Source organism: Bradyrhizobium sp. Ai1a-2, from assembly GCF_000426245.1.
In the GTDB taxonomy this organism is placed as follows: Bacteria; Pseudomonadota; Alphaproteobacteria; order Rhizobiales; family Xanthobacteraceae; genus Bradyrhizobium.
Window position 1 is genome coordinate 1 of record NZ_AUEZ01000051.1, and the last position, 14725, is coordinate 14725.

11 protein-coding genes are annotated in these 14725 nt (G+C 65.3%); 4 read left to right on the top strand and 7 right to left on the bottom strand.

Translation table 11 applies throughout. From position 1 onward, the window contains the following. Nucleotides 1-280: 280 nt before the first annotated feature. From K288_RS0127675 to K288_RS0127695, 5 genes are all read right to left on the bottom strand, one after another. The gene (locus tag K288_RS0127675) at nt 281-1900 is read right to left on the bottom strand and encodes an iron ABC transporter permease (protein ID WP_027582483.1); all 1620 of its coding nucleotides are present in this window, start codon (nt 1898-1900) and stop codon (nt 281-283) included. Between the two features lie 280 nt (nt 1901-2180). Next, complete coding sequence (locus K288_RS0127680; protein WP_027582484.1) at nt 2181-3209, bottom strand: Fe(3+) ABC transporter substrate-binding protein; 1029 nt, start codon at nt 3207-3209, stop codon at nt 2181-2183. A gap of 169 nt (nt 3210-3378) precedes the next feature. Next, entirely contained in the window at nt 3379-4746 is a 1368-nt protein-coding gene (locus K288_RS0127685) for an MFS transporter (RefSeq protein WP_027582485.1), read from the bottom strand. Nucleotides 4747-5044: 298 nt separating this feature from the next. After that, nucleotides 5045-6574, bottom strand: a complete 1530-nt coding sequence (locus tag K288_RS0127690) for an aldehyde dehydrogenase (protein WP_027582486.1) — start codon at nt 6572-6574, stop codon at nt 5045-5047. A 2-nt stretch (nt 6575-6576) separates the two neighbouring features. Beyond that, on the bottom strand, nt 6577-7224 hold the full coding sequence (locus K288_RS0127695; protein ID WP_027582487.1) for a GntR family transcriptional regulator: 648 nt from the start codon (nt 7222-7224) through the stop codon (nt 6577-6579). 160 nt (nt 7225-7384) lie between these two features. Between K288_RS0127695 and K288_RS0127700 the strand changes: the two genes are divergently transcribed. Then, on the top strand, nt 7385-8179 hold the full coding sequence (locus K288_RS0127700; protein WP_027582488.1) for an alpha/beta fold hydrolase: 795 nt from the start codon (nt 7385-7387) through the stop codon (nt 8177-8179). A gap of 92 nt (nt 8180-8271) precedes the next feature. Continuing rightward, the gene (locus K288_RS0127705) at nt 8272-8757 is read left to right on the top strand and encodes a cyclic nucleotide-binding domain-containing protein (protein ID WP_027582489.1); all 486 of its coding nucleotides are present in this window, start codon (nt 8272-8274) and stop codon (nt 8755-8757) included. On the opposite strand, the gene K288_RS0127710 is transcribed toward K288_RS0127705, so the two are convergent. Together K288_RS0127710 and K288_RS0127715 are read right to left on the bottom strand one after the other, a co-directional pair. Beyond that, a complete protein-coding gene (locus tag K288_RS0127710) occupies nt 8696-9520 on the bottom strand; it encodes a metallophosphoesterase family protein (protein WP_027582490.1) in 825 nt (274 codons plus the stop codon). The genes K288_RS0127705 and K288_RS0127710 overlap by 62 nt on opposite strands. Before the next feature lie 227 nt (nt 9521-9747). Continuing rightward, the gene (locus K288_RS0127715) at nt 9748-13110 is read right to left on the bottom strand and encodes a PAS domain S-box protein (RefSeq protein ID WP_027582491.1); all 3363 of its coding nucleotides are present in this window, start codon (nt 13108-13110) and stop codon (nt 9748-9750) included. Between the two features lie 336 nt (nt 13111-13446). Between K288_RS0127715 and K288_RS0127720 the strand changes: the two genes are divergently transcribed. Both K288_RS0127720 and K288_RS0127725 read left to right on the top strand, forming a co-directional pair. Then, on the top strand, nt 13447-13830 hold the full coding sequence (locus K288_RS0127720; protein ID WP_027582492.1) for a phasin family protein: 384 nt from the start codon (nt 13447-13449) through the stop codon (nt 13828-13830). A gap of 245 nt (nt 13831-14075) precedes the next feature. Then, complete coding sequence (locus K288_RS0127725; protein ID WP_027582493.1) at nt 14076-14510, top strand: phasin; 435 nt, start codon at nt 14076-14078, stop codon at nt 14508-14510. Nucleotides 14511-14725 lie beyond the last annotated feature (215 nt).

The following is a 14725-nucleotide window of genomic DNA, read 5'->3' on the forward strand; positions in this document are numbered from 1 at the left end:
CGTCCACCGCATCTCACCGCAACGTTCGTGACGATCGCGAGCCGCCCCTCATTCGGGTGAGACGCGCGGAGTCATAGTGCTGATTTGCCCGACGACGGAAGCGGAATGTTTTTTCTGTGAGGGCTGGACAGACTTTCGTCCTGATTTGCCCGACGGGTTGATTTGTCGCACTCACCGCCTCCACATCGTCATTGCGAGCGGAGCGAAGCAATCCATAGCGCCACATGCGGAGACATGGATTGCTTCGTCGCTACGCTCCTCGCAATGACGAGGATGGTTCTTACGCCGGTCCGTTCGGCACGTCGGAGAAGCGCGTCAGCCAGGCCACCGGGCCGATGCTGGCGGCGATGATGAGCAGCGCTGCGAGTGCGCCTTCCTCGAAACTGCCGCGGCTGGCGAATTGGTAGATCGAGGTCGACAGCGTCTCGACGTTCAGAGGGCGCAGCAGAAGCGTTGCGGGAAGCTCCTTCAGGCAATCGACGAAGACGATGATGGCGGCGCCGAACAGTGCGGGCTTCAGGAGCGGCAGGTGAATCCAGCGCAGGATCGTTGCCTGGCCGGCGCCGACGGCACGTGCGCTCTCGTCATAGTCGCGTGGGATCTGCTCGAAGCCGGCCTTGATCAGGCCGGTCGGCACCGCCAGGAAGCGGATCGCGTAGGCCATCACCACGGCCGAGCCCGAGCCCATCAGGATCAATCCCGGCAGCGATCGTCCAGTCCACGTCGCGAGCGCATTCAGCCCGTTGTCGACGGCAAGCACCGGCGCGAGCAGGCCGAGCGCGATCACGAGGCCGGGCAGTGCGTAGCCCGCCTGCGAGATGTTCATCGCGATATGCTGCAACGGACTTGGCCGCCAGCGATGGGCGATGATGGTGGAGAACCCGAGCAGCAGCGCCAGCAGCGTGGCCAGGCTTGCGAACGCGACCGAGTGGAACGCGTGGCGCCAGAGCGACGCATCGAAATTGGCGAGCAGCCCGCGTTTGACGCTTTGATGCACGAGATAGAGCAGCGGCACGATAAAGCCGATCAGCACCGGCAGCAGGCACGCCGCGAACACCGACCACGCTTTTGCACCCACCAGCGGCGTGCGCGGCGTCAGCCGCGGGCTCTCGGCGGCGAGTTCGGCATTGGTGTTGCGGCGGCCGTAGCGCTCCATGATGACCAGGCCGGCGACGATGGCGAGCATCAGGCAGGCGAGCTGCGAAGCACCGGCGAGGCTGCCGCGATTGAGCCAGGTCGTGAAGATCGAGACGGTCAGCGTGCGGATGCCGAGATATTCGCTGGCACCGATATCGTTCAAGGTCTCCAGCGACACCAGCGCCACGCCGACCGCGAGCGCCGGCCGCGCCATCGGCAGCGAGACGCGCCAGAACACGGTCCATTTGCCGGCGCCGAGCGTCTTTGCGGCCTCGGCAAATTCGGCGGTTTGAAACTGGAACATCGCCCGCGCCGACAGATAGACGTAGGGGTAGAGCACCAGTCCGATCACGACAATCGCGCCGGGCAGGGAGCGGAGATTGGGCAGCAAGCCCACGGCGTCACGGAGCGGCAGCCAGATCGCGAGCGTGCGATGGACGAGCCCGAGCGGCTCGAACAAATCGGCATAGACGTAAGCCGCGAGATAGGTCGGGACCGCAAGCGGCAGCGGCATCAGCCATAGCAGCGTGCGGCGGCCACGGAAATCATAGCGCGAGATCAGCCACGCGGTGCCGGCGCCGAGCAGGAGCGTCAGCGCAGCGACGCCGGCGAGCAGGAGCGCGGTGTCGACGATCGCCGCCGGCAGCACGTAGTTGATCAGGTCGTGCCACACCTCCGGCGCCGGCTGCATGGCCAGCGACAGGATCGAGATGACGGGAGCGGCGACAAGCGCCGCAGTCGCCACTGCGATCGCCGCAGCGATCCGCCCGGCGTAGACGCGTCGCGTCGTGCTTGGTCGGGACGATTGGCCGGACTGACTGTTCACCTTCACCTCTCCCGCTTGCGGGAGAGGTCGGCGCGCAGCGCCGGGTGAGGGCTCTCTCCACACGAAGAGTCCCGCGATGGAGAGAGCCCTCGCCCCAACCCTCTCCCGCAAGCGGGAGAGGGAGAATCGGCACCTCACGTTCGCCAACATCGCCGCGGAGCGGCCCTTGGAGTCACCTCTCCCGCTTGCAGTCGGGGGAGGGGGCGAAGCGGAGAGGTCAGTTGTCAAAGCCGACCTTGTCCACCAGCGTTGCCGCCGCCTTGCGGTTCGCCGCGATCTTCGAGATTGGCAGGCTGTCGGCATTCAGCGTGCCGTAGCCGGCGATGGTGGGATTGACGGCGACGCCGGCACGAACCGGATACTCGTAGTTCTGGTCGGCATACATCTGCTGCGCCTGTTCGCCGGCGAGCCATTCGATCAGCTTCACGGCGTTGGCCTTGTTGGGCGCATGCTTGGCGAGTAGCACGCCGGAAAGATTGACGTGGGTGCCGCCGCCCTCGAAGGTCGGCAGCACGACGCGGGTCGCCTCCGCCCACGGCTTCTTATCGGGATCATTGTTCATCATCAGCGCCCAGTAATAGGTGTTGCCGATGCCGATGTCGCATTTGCCCGCGGCGACGTCGCGCGCGGCCTCGCGATCGCCGCCTGACGGCTTCTGGGCGAGATTGGCCTTGACCCCGCGCAGCCATTCCTCGGCCTTGGCCTCGCCGTACTTGGCCGTGTAGGCCGCGAACAGCGCGTTGTTGTAGATGTGCTGGCCGGATCGGATGCAGATCTTGCCTTTCCACTTGGGGTCGGCGAGCTCTTCATAGGTGATCTTGTCCTGCTTGACCCGGTCCTTGGAGGCATAGATCACGCGTGCGCGCATGGAAATGCCGGCCCAATGCCCGTCAGGATCGCGATATTGCGCGGGCACGGTCTTGTCGATCACCTCCGACTTGATCGGCTGGGTGACGCCGGCCTGCACGGCTTCGTCGATGCGGCCGATATCAACCGTGAGCAGCACATCGGCCGGGCTGTTGGCGCCTTCCGCCTTGATGCGCTGCTCAAGTCCCGAACTCGCCGAGACGACATTGACCTTGATGCCGGTGTCCTTGGTGAAGGCATCGAACAGCGGCTGGATCAGCTTGGTCTCACGATAGGTGTAAACATTGACTTCGCCATTGTCGGCCGATGCGGTCGAGATGGCGGGCAAGGTCAGGCACAGCACCGCCGCTGACGCGGCGAGGACGCGAAGATTGATCATGAGGCTGCTCCGGCAGGATGTCACGCGGTACCGGAGTGCCTAGCGCAGGCGACGGCGAGATGTCCGCGACCCGATGTCGCGAACGGCGTGATTTAGAGTGATTCCAGCTTATGCGCAGGCGTGATTCCGGGGCGATGCAATGCATCGCACCCGGAGTGACAGCCTTCTCTCACGTCACCTGCTTCACCAGAGCCGGAGCGGTCTCGTCCTTCTTCAGCTCTTCGAGGCTGCGATGCCGCGGCTCGATGCCAAGTCCCCACACCGTGATGATCTGCACGACCAGGAGCCCGATCATCAGCGCCATCACGCCGGCGACGCCGCGCGCCTCGAACAGCGTCACCACCAGGAAGGGAGTGACGATGGTGGCGCCGCGCCCGAGCGTGTTGACGATCCCGGAGGCACGCAGGCGCACTTCGGTCGGGAACAGTTCGGGGATGTAGATGCCGAACAAGAGCGCCACCAGCACGTAGATCGGAACGGTGAGCGCAAAGCCCACGGCGGGGAGCAGGAAGGGGTCGGAGATCAAGGGATAGATGATCCCGAGCACGACCGAGATCATCGACGCGCCGATGATGGTTGGCTTGCGGCCCCAGCGGTCCGCGGTCAATGCACCGATGGCCGAGCCGACCGGCGCGCCCAGCGCCATCAGCAGCGAATAGCCGAAGGACGTCGCGATCGAAAGTCCCTGCTTGATGAAGAACACCGGCAGCCATGTCACGAAGCCGTAGAGCAGGGTGTTGATGGTGATGAGGCAGACCGCGCCGACGATCATGCGCGACAGCAGCGGCGGGGTGAACAGCGTGCCAAGGTCAGGCGAGGCAGGCACCGTCGCGGCAGCCGCCGGCGCAGGCAGCGGCTGGCCTTGCGCGGCCTCCTTCTCGATTGCCTGCATCAATGCTTCCGCCTCCGCGGTGCGGCCGACGGCTTCCAGCCAGCGCGGCGATTCCGGCAGCGACTTGCGCAGATACCAGACGATGAGTGCGCCGACGCCGCCGAGCACGAACATCGCGCGCCAGCCAAAGATCGGCACGACGACGGAGGCGACCAGCAGAGCCACCGGCAGGCCGGTCACCACGCAGACCGCGGTGAAGCCGAGCCACTTGCCGCGCGTGCGGGCCGGCACGAACTCGGTCATCGTCGAATAGCCGACGACGTTTTCGGCGCCGAGGCCCACGCCCATCACGAAGCGGCAGGCGATCAGGAACATCATGTTCGGCGCGAACGCCGCCGCGAGCGAGGCGATACCGAAAAGCAGCAAATTGAACTGGTAGGTGAAGCGGCGACCGTAGCGGTCACCGAGAAAGCCGGTGCCGAACGATCCGAGCATCATGCCGACGAATGTCGCCGAGATGAATGCGGCGTTTTCCGCCAGGGTCGAAAACCCGGTCTTCAAGGTGACGCCGAGCACCGTGCCGGCGATATAGATATCAAATCCGTCGAAGAACATTCCGATGCCGATCAGCAGCATGATCCGGCGGTGGAATGGGCCGATCGGCAACCGATCGAGACGGCTGCCCGCGTTGACCGAAGTCGACATATACGCTTCCTCCTTACTGTTGTTCTTGATGCGGCCGCCTTCTGTTGGGCGATGGCCGCGAGAAATTGCTAATGCGTGATGATGCGACTCCGCATGCCGAAGCGAACTCCGGTCCACGTCGGCCCGCTTGCGGGGAGAACTCCGCTGTCATCGTCCGCGAAGGCGGACGATCCAGTACACACCGGCGTCTCGGTCGAACCACAACTGCCGGCGTTTACTGGATCCCCCGCCTGCGCGGGGGATGACGACGAAGAATGGCGAGGGAGATCGTCGTCGCTTCTGCTCAAAATCATCATGATCAGTTCAGGCGGCGCTGGTTTGCCGTGTCGCGGTACCAGTCGAACGGCTGGTCGTGGGTGGCGACCATCACGCTCTTGGTGTTGAAATGATCGTCGAAACTCTCGGTGCCGCATTCGCGGCCGATGCCGGAATCGTCGACGCCGCCCCAGGGCGAGGCCGGATCGAGGCGGTGATGGTCGTTGATCCAGACGATGCCGGCCTTCACCGCGGCGGCCACGCGGTGCGCGCGGGCGACGTCGCGGGTGCGGATCGCAGCCGCAAGGCCGAACGGGGAATCATTGGCGAGCCGCAGCGCGTCCGCTTCGTCCTTGAACGGCGTCACCGAGGTGAAGGGACCGAACACCTCCTCCTGGAAGATGCGCATGTCCGACCTGACGTCGGCAAACACGGTCGGCTCGACGAAGTAGCCGTTCTCATGGCCCGGCACCTTGGCCGCGACGCCGCCGGTGACGAGCCGCGCGCCGTCCTCGTGGCCGTAGCGCGAATAAGTCAGCACGCGGTCGCGCTGCCGCGCCGAGATCACCGGGCCGAGCTGGGTCGCCGGATCGAAGGGATCGCCGATGCGGATGGTGCGGGTCTTGGCCTGCAGCTTCGCGACGAACTCGTCATAGATCGAGGCCTGCACCAGATGGCGCGAGGCGCAGACGCAGGTCTGGCCGGCGCCGATGAAGGCTCCGAATGCGGCATAGTTGACGGCGCGGTCGACGTCGAAATCGTCGAACACCATCACCGGCGTCTTGCCGCCGAGCTCCATGGTCTGATGCGCGAACACCTTCGCTGCGGCGCTGCCGGCGATGCGGCCGGCTTCAGTACCGCCGGTCAGCACCAGCTTGTTGATATCGGGATGCTCCGCCAGCATCTTGCCGGCGCTCTGGCCGAGGCCGAGCACGATGTTGAAGACGCCGGGCGGCAGGCCGGCCTCGGTGAAGATCTGCGCCAGCTTCAGCGTCGTCAGCGGCGTGTATTCCGACGGCTTGACCACGGTGACGCATCCGGTCGCCAGCACCACCGACAGCGACTTGCACAGGATCATCAGCGGATGGTTGAACGGCGTGCAATTGGCGACGACGCCGATCGGCGTGCGCAGCGTGTAGTTGAGGTAGGAGCCCTCGACGGGGATCACGGAGTCGCGGCGCGATAGCGCAAGGCCCGCAAAGTAGCGGAAGAAATCCGGCAGGCGCGAGAGCTGCGCGCGGGTCTCGTTGACCGGGCGGCCGTTGTTGAGGGTTTCGAGGCGATAGAGCGAATCGAGATTGGCCTCGAACGCGTCGGCCAGCCGGTTGATCAGCTTCGCCCGCGAACGCGTGTCCATGCCGCCCCACGCCTTGCCCTCGAAGGCGGCGCGCGCGCTCTTCATGGCGCGGTCGATGTCTTCGGCGGTCGAGTTCGGAATGCGGGCGATGACGTCGCCGGTCGCGGGATTGCGGACGTCGAGCATCTCGCCACTGCCGGCCTCGATCTCGCGGCCGTCGACGAAGTTGCCGTGGATTTCGACGTCGATCGACGCCGGCTTGGATGGAATGTTCATGGCTACCTCTCTTCGACGACGATGACGGCGTTACGCTTGAGCGCCGGCAGCACGCGCTTTTCGGTTTGGACGATGTGGGCCTTGATGATGCGGACGGCGGTGCGCGTCTCGCGCCGCTGCATCGCCCCGATCAGCGCGGCGTGCTCGGCGACCAGCCGGGTCGGGTCATGGTCCTTCACATTGGCGACGCTGACGCGGACCAGACGGTCGGCCTGTCCGATCAGGTCGCACAGCGCTGCCGCCATCCGCCGGTTGCCGGAGGCATGGGCCAGCGCGGAATGGAAGGCGCGGTTGTAGGTGATGAAGTCTTCATGGCTGCCGGAGAATTCGCGGAACTGGTCCAGCGCCTTCAGCGTGGCGTCGGATGCGCCTTCGATCGCTTCCGCCACGCAGGCCGGCTCCAGCGCCAGACGGAAGCGCAGCAGGTCGCGCGCGTCCGAGAGCGAGATCGGATTGACCCGGTAGCCCTGGCGCGGCTGCACCGTGACCAGATGCTCGCGCTCGAGCCGCAGCAGCGCCTCCCGGACCGGCTGGCGGCTCACGGCGTAGCGCTCGGCCAGATCCTGCTCACGCATATCATCGCCGGGTGCAAGATGGCATGCTAAAATATCAGAGCGCAGGCGCTCGTAGATATTATCGCGCAGTAGGATGGATTTCGGCTCGTTCATGGTCCTAATCTTGCCATTGTGAAATATCACGTCAAGTCCCAAAGGCTTGAAATATATGAAATCTGATTTATCCATGGGGCTGGTATTGGCGTCCCGCCGGGGCGCCGGAATCGCGAAACGCGGCTTAGGAAAGAGAGCGGGAATGGATCGGCTTCTTGCCAACGGCACCGTCAACGCAGCGCAGGCAGGCGAAGGGCCGCCGCTGGTCCTGCTCCACTCGCTGTTGTCGGATCGCGCGAGCTTCGATGCGATCGTGCCTGAGCTGTCGAAGGCGTTTCGGGTGATCGTGCCGGAATTGCCGGGCTTCGGCCGGTCGCGCGCGGTTGACGGCGGGCTTGCCGCGGTGGCCGACCGCATGGCGGAGGCGCTGCAGGAGGCCGCCGACGGTGTGGCGCCGATCGTGCTCGGCAATGGCTATGGCGGCTTCGTCGCGCTGCAGATGGCGATCCGGCATCCGGCGATCGCAAGCCGGCTGATCCTAGCCGATTGCGGCGCGGCTTTCTCGGAGCCGGGGCGCGAGGCGTTCCGTGCCATGGCCGCCGTCTCCAAAGAGAAAGGGGTGGCGGCCATCACCGATGTCGCGATGCGCCGGCTGTTCGCGCCGGAGTTTCAGGCGCAGCATCCGGAATTGATGCGGGACCGCCGCGAGGCCTTCCTGCGCACAGACCCGGACGTCTTCCGCGCCGCCTGCGAGGCGTTGGCGGGTCTCGATCTGCGTCCGCAGCTTCAAGGCGTGAAGCTGCCGGTGCTGGTGCTGGTCGGCGAGCACGACGAGGCGACGCCGCCGCCGATGTCGCATGAACTGACAGCCGGCCTGCCGGATGCGCGGCTCAAGATCATCCCGGGTTGCGCGCATGTCCCGCAACTGCAGGCGCCAGAGGTCTTCCTCGATACGATCGGCGATTTCCTGCCGGCGGTCAGCTCGACGCCGGCGTGACCTTGCCGACAATTTGGGCAGCGCGCCCAGCTAATGCATTTCCCCTTCGCGCGCTCCGCGCCTAGTCTTTGTTGCGGAGAGGTGACCATCGGATGCGCGCGATCCTGGATTATTGCGGTGGAGGCGTTCGGCGGCAGGCGCCGGCCGGCACGGTTCTGATGCATGAGGGCGGCAAGACCGGGCATCTGTTCGTGCTGATCGAAGGGCGGCTCGAAGTGATCAAGGGCGACAGCGTGGTCGCGATGCTCTCCGAGCCCGGCGCTGTGCTCGGCGAGATGAGCGTGCTGCTCGATCAGCCACACACCGCGACCGTGCGTGCGGCCTCCGACTCGCTGCTCTATGAATTCGATGATGCGGCGGCTTTCCTGCGCGAGCAGCCGGAAGTCGCGCTGCTATTGGCCCGGCTGCTCGCGCAGCGGCTCAACGTCGCCACCACCTATCTCGCCGACCTCATGCACCAATATGCCGACCATGGCACGCATCTGGCGATGGTCGGCGAGATCCTGCAGAGCATGATCAACCTGCCGCCGATGCAGGTCGCGCCAGGATCGGATCGGCAATCAGACCCAAGGATGTGAGCCAGGGCGGCGGGTTCTCGATCCGCGCGGCCGGCTGCAGCGAGCCGTTGAGGTCGATGGTCTGCTCCGCGCCCGGCGCCAGCCAGAATGCAGTGCCTTCGTCGATATCGAGCACGATGTAGGTCGGCGGGCGGCCCGGCATGCGGCCGGTGTTGAACACCCAGGTCGCGCCGAGACGGTCGAACCACGAGCCATCAGGAATGAACGGCGACTGGTGCACATGGCCTGATATCACCATCGATGGCCGATGGCGCTCGATCCATTGCACCAGCTCGACGTCGCCGAAGAAGCGCTTGCCGCCCCAGCTCGTGGACGAATTCGCCGGCGGCGCGTGATGCACCCAGATCCATTTGGCCGGCCGGTTGACGGCGGCGTCGCGAAGCTGCGCGTCGAGCCGCTGTTTCACGAGCGGGCCGTCCCACCACGGGCATACCGTGAACAGCGTGTCGCCGATGGTCAGGCTGTCGCCGTCGCAGGCGATGCCGAACTCCCTGACGTCGCCGACCCAGCGCGCGATCTTCTCGCCGTCCGGATTGCGCTCGTCGAGATCGTGGTTGCCGGAGCAGAGGATGACGCGGGTGCGGCTCGCGAGCAGCGCGAGATATTTCTTCACCACGACGATCTGGGCGCGGAAGTCGACGATCGATGCGATGTCCAGCGCATCGCCGGCGAAGATCACGAGATCGAATTGCGGCGCGGCCGCCAGCAGCCAGTCGAACTGCGGCAATGAATAATGCAGATCGGCGACAACCAGGCAGCGCATGGGACCAATCGACAATAATGATGCTTAGAAATTAGGCGTGAAGAGCACCACTGCATTCAAGTCCGGGAAAAACGAGCAATAATTGTGCCGCAGGACGTTGACCGGACGCGACACATCCCCGCAGCGCCGTAGCCCGGGTGGAGCGAAGCGTAACCCGGGGCATTCGCGAACGCGGGCGCAGGCGTCCCCGGGTTGCGCTTCGCTCCACCCGGGCTACAGGGGTGTGCTTACGCCCTTGCAGCCGCGTGGGGAAAGGCGACTTCGATCAGGGTGCCGGAGCGGCCGCCGGTCTTGATGTGGAATTTGGCGCGGTTGGCCTCGACGAGGGCCTTCGTCAGCGACAGGCTGACCGCGGCGCCTTCGGTGGTCTGGTCGGACGGCGCCGGCGTGCGGAACGGTTCGAGGGCGGCGGCGACCTCGTTGTCGTTGAGGCCCTGTCCGGTATCGCGGACACGCAGCATCACCTCGCCGAAATCGGACAACGCGGTCGAGACGATGACCTGGCCGCCGGCATTGGCGAGATGGATCGAATTGCCGATCAGATTGAGCGTGATCTGGCGCAGCGCGCGTGCATCCGCCAGCACCGGCGGCAGCATATGCGCAAGCGAGGTGCGGATGATGATGCGCTCGCGGTTGGCCTGCGGCTGCATGACTGCGACGCAGCTTTCGACCATTTCATTCAGGTTCTGGTCGGTGAGGGCGAGATCGAGCCTGCCGGTCTCGATCCGCGACAGATCGAGCAGATCGTTGATGATCGCCAGCACGTGCTCGCCGGAGGCGCGGATGTCCTTCATGTATTCGAGATAGCGCTCGTTGCCGAGCGTGCCGAAACGCTCGCCGATCATCACTTCGGCAAAGCCGATGATGGCATTCAGCGGCGTGCGCACTTCGTGGCTGATCCGTGCCAGCATATCGGCCTTCGCGGTCGACGCGCGCTCGGCGAGGCGCTTGGCTTCGCGCAACTCGCTCTCGGTCTTCTTGGCCTGCGACAAATCGCGGAACACCGCAAAGAAGTTCGGCCCGTCGGCGCGGGTTCGGCCCATGGTAATCGACAGCGGCACCAGGCCGCCCTGGCGCACGCGCCCGAGCCCTTCGCGGCCGTGGTCGAGCAGGCTCGCGACGCCTTCGCCCTTGATGCTCTCGAGATAATCGCGCATGGCGCGCTGGCTTTCGGCCGCGAACAGGTCGGCGAGGTTGCGCTGCACGAGCTCGTCGCCGTCATAGCCGAACAGCGCCTCCGCGCTGCGGTTGCAGGAATTGATGTTGCCCTCGGCATCAATCATCACGACGCCCTCGGCCGCAGTGTCGAGGATGGCGCCGAGCTCTTCGGCATCGGCGAGGCCAGCTCCCGGCGGCACAGGCGGCGGTAGCGCGTCCGCGATCGCCGCGGCGATGGCCGCGCCCTCGTCGCGCCGCTCGGAGAAGATCAAAGCGAGCGCGGACTCACCGTCCCAGGAAATCGTGTGGAGGCGGGCCTCCGCGCTCGGATGGTCGACATCGCCATGCGGCGGGGCCGCCGCGATCCTCACCGGCGTGCCGGTGTCGGAGGTGCTGCTCGCGGCCGGGACACCGGCCTCGACGTAGAGCGCATCGAGTCCGCCGGCATCCTCCAGCGCCCGCACGCTCTCATATCCCATCCGCTCCAGGAACGCGCGGTTGGCATAGAGCAGGCGGTCGAGCCGGTAGATCAGGACACCGACCGGCATGAGGTCGAGCAGCACGCGATCGCGCCCGGCTTCTCCGCTCGGCGGCGGCGCGGGCTCGGTCAGCCATTCCGGCGCGGCGGTGACGGGCTCCTCCACGCTCGGCGCCTCCAAGATTGGCGCCTCGAAGGCTGGTTCGGACGCTTCCGCACGCGGTGGTGGAGCTTCGGACACCGGCTCGTCGGTGGCGGATGGCGTCGGGCTTGCGGAGAGCTGGCTTTCGAGCCGTGCCGATAATTGCCGCGCCAGTTCGTTGAAGGCGTTGTTCTCGACCGGCGTCAACGACGGCGGCCTCGGTTCGCCGGGCGGACGGAATGGCAGCACGTTGCCGGGCGCCTCGACCGGCGTTTCCGTTGGCATGTCGTCGGGCGTATCCAAAGTCGTTTCCAAATCGGTCTGTTGTGAAGTCTCGGACGCTTTCGGCTCGGGCACTTCCGCCTCAGTCACAGATGCCGCGGCAGGCTCCATCGACGATGCCGCGCCGGAGACCTCGGGGCGCGGCGCCTCTCGCACCTCCAATCGCTCAGGCTCGGCCGGAATCGTGTCGGCGGACAGTGGCTGGGCCGGCGGTCCACTGAAAAATTCGTAGCGGCGCCACGCCTCCAGCCGCGCCAGCGCGTCGAAATCGCGGCAGATGCCGAAGCCGCGATAGCCGGCGAAATTGTGTGCGCTGTCGAAGATCGGCAGGCCGGACAATTCGACCGGCAACCGGCCGTCGCCATCGACCGGCCAGTTCAGCGTGATGCCGCTCCAGGTATCCTGGCTGGCAAAGGCCTTCATCACCCGGCCTTCGGGATCGAGGCCGAACCTCTCCGCGATGTCGTTCCACAGCCGGCCGAAGCCGGTCGCCGCCTGCACGCCGATCAGCCGGGTGAATTCGTCCGAGCCGAGCGAGAAGCGGCCTTCACGGTCCATCTGCCACATGAAGCGCAGCGGGTAGCGGCGCGTCTTCGGGATCGGTTCGTCATGCCATGACGGCGCTTTCTCGGACGCACCGGCCGGCGCGCGTCCGTCCGGCGTCGTGTAGGACAACGGCGTCGCGAGCAGCGCCGGCGGCTCGTCGGCGACCACCTCGACAAAGGGCGATGGTTCGCCTTCCTCAGGCTCTGGATCCAGCGCGTCGAACAGCGCGAATTCGGCCGGCGCTTCTCCTGACAGCGCGGGCTGCTCGTAGAACGGCTGTCTGGCCGCCGAGGCGGGCGCGGTTTCCGGCGGGGAAGGCTCCGGCTCTGCGGCCGCGGGCACGATCATCGCGATGAGGCCGACATCCGCGCCGCTGCCGACACGCTGCCACACCATGTGGCCGATGCTGACGGAGGTTTCGACCCGGCCGTGCCGGAGCGCGTCCTCGCGCGCGGCATCAAAGCCGGCCTCGATGAGATTGCGGAAGCCGGGCAGCGCCCGCGCAGCGTCGTTGACGCCGACGAACATGCCGTCGCGCGTGAATGCGGCCGTCGGTATCTCGACGCCCCGGACCAGGCGCGCGAGCCGCTCGAGCAGCGGCATCGTTCGATTGATCGCGTTGCTCGCGGCAGCGATCAAGACGGCATGCCGGCCATCGGCGAATTCGAGCCGCGAACAGGCGCAGGTCGCGAGCATTCCGGGCGGCGCGGCAAAGCCGCGCAGCCGCTCCAGCCTTACCGCGCCGTTTTGCGGCAGGCGGCCGGCGAGCCTCGCGATCTGCCGCCGATGCTGGTCGGCCGGCCCGAACATCTTCGTCGAAAGCGAAACGCCGGTCTCGGCGCCAAACGCCTGCGCGCCGACCGGATTGGCCCACAATATCCGCTTGCCGTCGATCGACCACAGCCATGTGGGCAGGGCGCTCGTCGCATGCACGGCCAGCCGCGGATCGCCGAGGCCCTGCAACTGGAATTCCGCACTATTCATCGCGACCACTTGACCGCACGCTTTCGCTTCTCGCTCGCCGATGGCTGGAAGAAATCGGCGGCCAAACGATGACAGCCTTAACAGACCGTTAGTATCGCAAGTGCGACGCGGCAGGTCCACAGCCTCGCCAAAGTCCCACGATCCAACGCCGCGATAACGTTAACTTGGCCGAACGATCAAGCCTGCTTCAGCGTTATACCTTGCAAACCTGCGTCAAAAGTTCACGACGACAAAAAAGCTTACGTCATTCGGGCGAGGTCTTTTGACGGTAGGCTGATGCGATCCGAACGGGAGGAAAGGGCCACAAAGGCCCGACAGAGAAACAAGGAGTGGACCATGAGCAACGATGCGCGGGACCGTTTCGAGATTCCAAAGGACGTGCGATCGATGGCGGAGGCGAGCGTCGAGCAGGCTCGCAAGACACTCGAGAAGTTTCTGACCAGCGCACAGGACGCAGCCGGCTCGCTGGAGGAACACAGCGCCACGGTTCGCGCCGGCGCCAAGGATATTTCAAGCAAGGCGTTCACTTACGCCGAAAACAACGTCAAGGCGTCGCTGGATTATGCGGAGTCCCTCGTGAAGGCCAAGGACGTCAGCGAAGTGATGCGGCTGCACAGCGAATATGTGCAGGGCCAGATGCGCGCGCTGGCGCAGCAGGCGAGCGAAATGGGCCAGATCGTCGGCCGTGCCGCTATGGACGCGATCAAGCCGAAATCGTGAGGTTTTGCGCCGCATTTACCGCCAGTCGGAAACCTAGGCCGAGAAATGCGGCGTCGCACCGATTTAACGTTGCGTTGCACAAAATTGACATGATAAGGAGGTTTACTTGTCCTGCCCAGGGACAGGGCATTCCGTGAACTAGGAACTAGGCAGCGTGATCCAATTTCGACCGTTCTCGGTCCTCACGGGCCGGCGGCGTTCGCGATGGGGTCACCGACTTTACCCCGTTGCGAAGGATGCATGCGATGACCAGTTCGACTGATCCATTTTCTGCTTCGATCGTTCCGTTCGAAGTTCCCGAGCAGATGCGCGCGTTCGCCGAAAAGGGCGTTTCCCAGGCACGCGACAACTACGCGAAGTTCAAGGACGCCGCCGAGGCCCATAACGGCACCATCGAGGCAGTCTTCACCAGCGCCAGCAAGGGCGCGAGCGAATACACCTCGAAGGTGATGGAGTTCGTGAAGGCCAACACCACCTCGGCGCTCGATTTCGCCCAGGAACTGCTCGGAGCCAAGACGCCCTCCGAGGCGCTGGAATTGTGGACCGCACAGACCCGCAAGACCCTTGAGACCTTCAGCGCCCAGGCCAAGGAACTGACCGAACTCAGCCAGCGGGTCGCAAACCAGACCGCCGAGCCGATCAAGGCCAACGCCTCCAAGTATTACAAGCCGGCTGCCTGATCGAGACAAAATCATCGAAAGGCCCGGGCAACCGAGCCCGGGCCTTTTGTTTTGGTGACGTAGCCCGGATGAAGCGAAGCGTAATCCGGGGTCTTTCCAAACGTCACGCCGTTCCCGGATTGCGCTTCGCTTCATCCGGGCTACGGGTATTCGGAAGCGGGAAACCGCCTTGTTCGGCCTTGCCAAAGCGGGGCGTTGCACCTAGTTTCCGGCCC